Consider the following 4,931-nt stretch of genomic DNA (forward strand, 5'->3'; position numbering starts at 1 on the left):
CCCCTTCGGCGTGGGCGCCCGCCCTGGCGCGCAGCAGCCGGGCGGTGCTGGTGAACCACTCGTGGTGCTCCTGCTCGAACCGGCGGCCCCGCAGGCACGTCAGGTACGGGCCGATCGGCGTGGCGCTGCGCAGGAACGTGTGCTCGTCCAGGTCACCGCGCAGGCGTACGAGCATGCGCTCGAACAGCTCGACCTTCGCGGCGGACATGCGGGCGCGCTCCTCGAGCTGCGCGATCACCGCGTCCGCGGAGATGTGGTCGACGGCCTGCACCATGACGAGGATGTTCTCGCGGATGGTCCCGGGTTTCGCGGGCGTGCTGGCGAAGTGCTCCAGCTCGTCCACGCCGGCCCGGGTGACGGTGTAGACGCGCTTGTTGGGTCGGTCGTGCTGGATGACCTGCCGTCCGCTGATCAGTCCTTCGGTCTCCAACCTCGACAGCTCGGAGTAGAGCTGCTGCGGAACGGCGTGCCAGAAGTTGGAGACCGACAAATCAAAGATCTTGGCCAGCTGGTAGCCGCTGTACTCGCCGTCGAGCAACGCCGCCAGGACCGCGTGACGCAAGGCCATCGGACTTCTCTCCCTGCTTGACTCAGGGTGATGCCCGACGTTATCAGACAACGACATGATTAGTCATGCTTTTGACTAGGTCGAGTATGGACGAATTTCGCGACGCCCGGTTCGAGGTCCGCCCCGAGCGCCCCGATCTCGCCGTCCAGCAGCGCCTGGCGGGTCGGGCCGCGCCGCAGCTTCCCGCTCGTCGTGCGGCGCACCGAGCCGCGCCCGGTCAGCACCACGCTGAGCGCGGGCAGCTCGTGCGCGCGCGCCACGGCGGCCTTGATGAGCCCCGCGAGCTCGTCCGGCGTCGTCCCCACGGCGGCCCGCGTACTGATCTCCTGGACGAGCACGACCTGCTCCCGGCCGTCCTCGGTCGTCACGCCGTCGAGCACGAACGCGGCGCCGATCAGCGCGGCGGGATGGGCCGCCTGCGCGGTCTCCTCGATGTCGTGGGCGTGGATGTTGCGGCCGTTGACGATGATCAGGTCCTTGCGGCGGCCGGTGACGAACACCTCGCCGCCGTCGACGAACCCGAGGTCGCCGGTGCGCAGGAACGGGCCGTCGCCGTCCGCGGTGCGCGCCTGGAACGTCACGCGCGTCGCGACCGGGCTGCGCCAGTAGCCCGCGGCGACGCTGCCGCCGCGCACCCAGATCTCCCCCGCCCGGCCGTCCGGCAGCGGCTCCAGGCTGTCGGGGTCGACGATGCGGACGTCCAGGGTGACCGGGCGGCCGCTGCTCACCAGCCGCCGCACCGTGCCGTCCACCCCGTCCACCCCGGCCACCCCCGCGTCCGCCGCGTCGCCGCCCGGCCCCTCGCGCTCCTCGGACTCCTCCGCCGGCACGGCCCGGCCGCGGGACAGGGCGGCGGCGTCGAAGTCGCGGATCACCGGGCCCGTGCCCCACGGCGCGGCGCTGATGAGCAGCGTCGCCTCCGCCATGCCGTAGCACGGCATCCACATCCGCGGCTCGAACCCGGCGGGTGCGAACCGCTCGCACCACCGCTCCAGCGTCGCCGCACGGACGGGCTCGGCGCCGTTCTTCACCGTCTGGAGCGACGACAGGTCCAGCGCCTCCAGCTGCCGGTCGGTGACGCGGCGCAGCGTCAGCTCGTACCCGAAGTTCGGCGCGACGATGATCGTCGCGCGGTGCCGGGTGACGAGCTCCAGCCACAGCGCGGGCCGCTTGATGAAGGTGATCGGCGACGTCAGCACGTACCGCATGCCGAGGTACAGCGGCTCCAGGAACTGGCCGACGAGCCCCATGTCGTGGAAGTGCGGCACCCAGCCGACGCCGATCGACTCCGGCGTCCCCTGGATGCGCCGCCTGATCTCCTCGGCGTTGTACAGCAGGTTCCGGTGGGTGACCATCACGCCCTTCGGCTCGCTCGTCGAACCGGACGTGTACTGCAGGAACGCCAGCGTGTCCGGGCCGAACTCCGGCATCGTCCACGCGTCCGCGTCCGCGAGCAGGTCCTCCCCGCCGGCGGCCTCGGTGTCGAGGCACTGCACCTTCCCGGCGAGCCCCGCCTCCTTCAGCCATCCCTCCAGCCCCGCGAGATGGGCGCTGTCGGTGAGGATCCAGGTGATGTCGGCGTCGGCGATGATGCGGCGGGTGCGGTCGAAGCGCCCCGCGTCCAGCACCGGAAGCGGCGCCGGGACGGCCACGACCCGCGCGTACAGGCAGCCGACGAACGCCGCCATGAACTCCAGGCCCTCCGGATACAGCAGCAGGACGGCCCGGTCCCGCAGGCCGCGCTCCTCCAGCCGGCGGGCCAGCGCCCTGGCCCGCCGGTCCAGCTCGGCGAGGCCGAGCACGTCCTCCCGGTAGGCGCGGCCGGGGCCCGGCTCCTCCTTGACGAAGGTGAAGCCCCGCGCGTCCCCGTGCGTCCGCACGGTCTCCCGGACGGCCGACACGAAATCGATGTGCTTGCCCATGCTCATGGCGCCGTCACACGTCCTCGGCCAGCGTCGTCAGCGTGAACCAGCGGCCCTCGCCGGAGGAACGGAACATCGCGTCCTCAAGCGTCGGCAGGAACTCCTCCGACAGGACGGTGTCCGGGTAGGTGCGCTGCAGCAGCCGCTGGAGGCACAGGACGAGCCACTGCCCGCCCGCGAACGCGCCGCCGAACTCGCGGTGGTTGTGCAGCCACGTGAGCATGCACGACACCATCGCGTGCAGCTCGCAGTACCGGCGCGCGCGCATCAGCGCCGCCACCGACGAGGTGTCGCCCTCGCTCTCCCGGATGCCCTCGTCGACCTTCGCGCGCAGCGCGCCGATGCTCGACACCAGGTCCTTCAGCTCGGCGGCGACGCCCGGCGCGGCGTGCGCGTTCGCCGCCGCGAGCAGCTCCTCGGAGATCTGCTCGAACCGCTGCCCGACCTCGTCGCGGCCCTCGTTGGTGAGCTGGAGGCGGCGTCCGTCCGGCTGCCAGGTCGGCGGCGTCCGGGTCCAGGAGAACAGCTCGGCGAGCAGCTCGTCCTCGCCGCCCGTCTCGTCCGGCGGCCGGCAGAGGAACGGCAGCTGCGCCGCGACGTTCGCGAGGTTGACGTGCGTGGTGCCCTCGAAGATGCTCGCGATCGCGTGGTCGCGCTGCAGCTTCTGGAACACCCCGTGCGCGACGCCCTCGCGCAGGTAGCCGCGTGCCGCCAGGACCGTTCCCATGCTCGCGACGACCTCGTCCCCCTGCACCGGGACGAAGTACTTCACGATCGACGACCACAGGCTCAGCCGGCCCGGCGCGACCGTCAGCGCGCGCGCCACCGGTATCGCGACGCACTCGGCGATCAGCAGGTCCAGGTGCGCCTTCAGCAGATGGTCGCGGATCACCGGGATCTGGTAGATGTCCGCGCCGTAGAGGGTGCGCTGGTGCGCGTACTCCATCGCGATCCGCACCACCGCGTCCATCGTCCCGACCGACAGCGCCGCGATCGCCGTCCGGGTGATCTGCAGCGTCTTCAGGGTCTGGACGAGCCCGGCTCCGCGCCGCCCGATCACGCAGTCCGCGGGCAGGCGCGCCCCGTCGAACACGACGCCGCTGAGGTCGTGGCCGCGCAGCCCGACCGTCCGGACGGGCGGCAGCGTCGACCAGCTCTCCGGGGCCAGGGCCGTCTTGTCGACCAGCAGCAGCGAGAAGTCCCGCGGGCCGGTCCTGGCGTACGTCGTGACGAACCGCCCGCGCGTCGCGTTGCCGACCGGCCACTTCGTCCCGGTCAGCACCAGCTCGTCGCCCTTGCTCACCGCCTCGGACTCGCTCGCCATCACGTCGCTGCCGTGGTCGGCCTCCGACACCCCGAAGCAGGCGAGGTCGCCGTTCAGCACGCCGTCCGCGACCGTCCTGCGCTGCCGGTCGTCGCCCCACAGCCACACCGGGTTCACCGCCAGCAGGCCCGACCCGTACATCACCGCGACCGTGACGCTGCGCCGCGAGATGCCGCGGGTGACGAAGAACAGCTCCTCCAGCGTCGTCAGGCGCCCGCCCAGCCCGGACGGCACCAGGTACTTCGGGAACCCCCAGGCCCGGACGGCGTCCACCGCGCCGGGGGGCAGCTCGTCGCGCTCCTCGGCCTCGACGATCGCCTTGTAGGAGAACGGGCCGGCCTCGTCGTCCATGGGATCGCCGAGGAAGCCGTCCAGATCGGCTGCGATGCCGTGCGCCGGCGACAGGCCGGCGCGTGCGGGGACCATTCCGCTGTCCATCTTCCACTCCCTGTAGCCGAACTTGTCGCGGCGCCCGCGTGCCCTCACCGGCACGCGCCGCCGCCGGGACGGCGCCTTCCGGGGCGGCCCCCCGCACCCCCGGTCCGCGCCGCCCCATCACGAAGGGGGCGTCCCGTCACGCCCCCTGGTCCTCCATGCGGCGGCCGACCGCGCGGGCGAGCGTCATCGCCGCGGGCAGCGGCCGGACCATGACCGTCAGCCCCGTCACCAGCCCGGTCTCGCCGAACCTCAGCAGGTCGAGGCCCTGCACCGCCTTGCCCATCACCCGCGCGCTGAACACCAGCGCCTGGGACGGCGCGCTCGCCGGGTCCGTCCCGGCGAGCTCGTCGGTGTAGCGGAAGTCCTCGAACACCTCCAGCAGGACGCGCAGCAGCGCGGTGACCGCGTCGCGTCCCAGGTAGGGCTTCACCATCACCGGGCTGTGGAACTCGATGCCCGGGTCCAGGGCCCGCGTGATGGCGTCGAGGTCCTTGGCCTCCACCGCCGCTCGGAACGTTCCGGGGACCGTCACGTCGCCGCTCCCTTCGCTGTGACGGCGCGCGCCGCGGTGGCGGCGCCCGCCTCGGCGGCCCCGGCGGGGGCCCGCGCCCCGGGCCCGGGGGCGGCCGGGGGGGGGGGGGTGGCGGGCGCGGGGAACCGCCGCGGCGCTAGCGGGGCA

Annotated in this window: 4 protein-coding genes; all 4 read right to left on the reverse strand. The window is 72.9% G+C overall.

The window, feature by feature from the left end; translation table 11 throughout:
• The coding region (locus ABZ914_RS46505) for a PadR family transcriptional regulator (RefSeq protein WP_500201062.1) at positions 1 to 568 on the reverse strand (568 nt) is incomplete at its 3' end.
• 59 nt (positions 569 to 627) lie between these two features.
• Entirely contained in the window at positions 628 to 2,496 is a 1,869-nt protein-coding gene (locus tag ABZ914_RS46510) for a fatty acyl-AMP ligase (RefSeq protein ID WP_500201063.1), read from the reverse strand.
• Positions 2,497 to 2,503: 7 nt separating this feature from the next.
• Entirely contained in the window at positions 2,504 to 4,252 is a 1,749-nt protein-coding gene (locus tag ABZ914_RS46515; protein ID WP_500201064.1) for an acyl-CoA dehydrogenase family protein, read from the reverse strand.
• A gap of 136 nt (positions 4,253 to 4,388) precedes the next feature.
• The gene (locus ABZ914_RS46520) at positions 4,389 to 4,784 is read right to left on the reverse strand and encodes a nuclear transport factor 2 family protein (RefSeq protein ID WP_190854705.1); all 396 of its coding nucleotides are present in this window, start codon (positions 4,782 to 4,784) and stop codon (positions 4,389 to 4,391) included.
• Between the last annotated feature and the right edge of the window lie 147 nt (positions 4,785 to 4,931).

This window comes from Spirillospora sp. NPDC046719, assembly GCF_040645715.1.
Classification (GTDB): domain Bacteria; phylum Actinomycetota; class Actinomycetes; order Streptosporangiales; family Streptosporangiaceae; genus Spirillospora.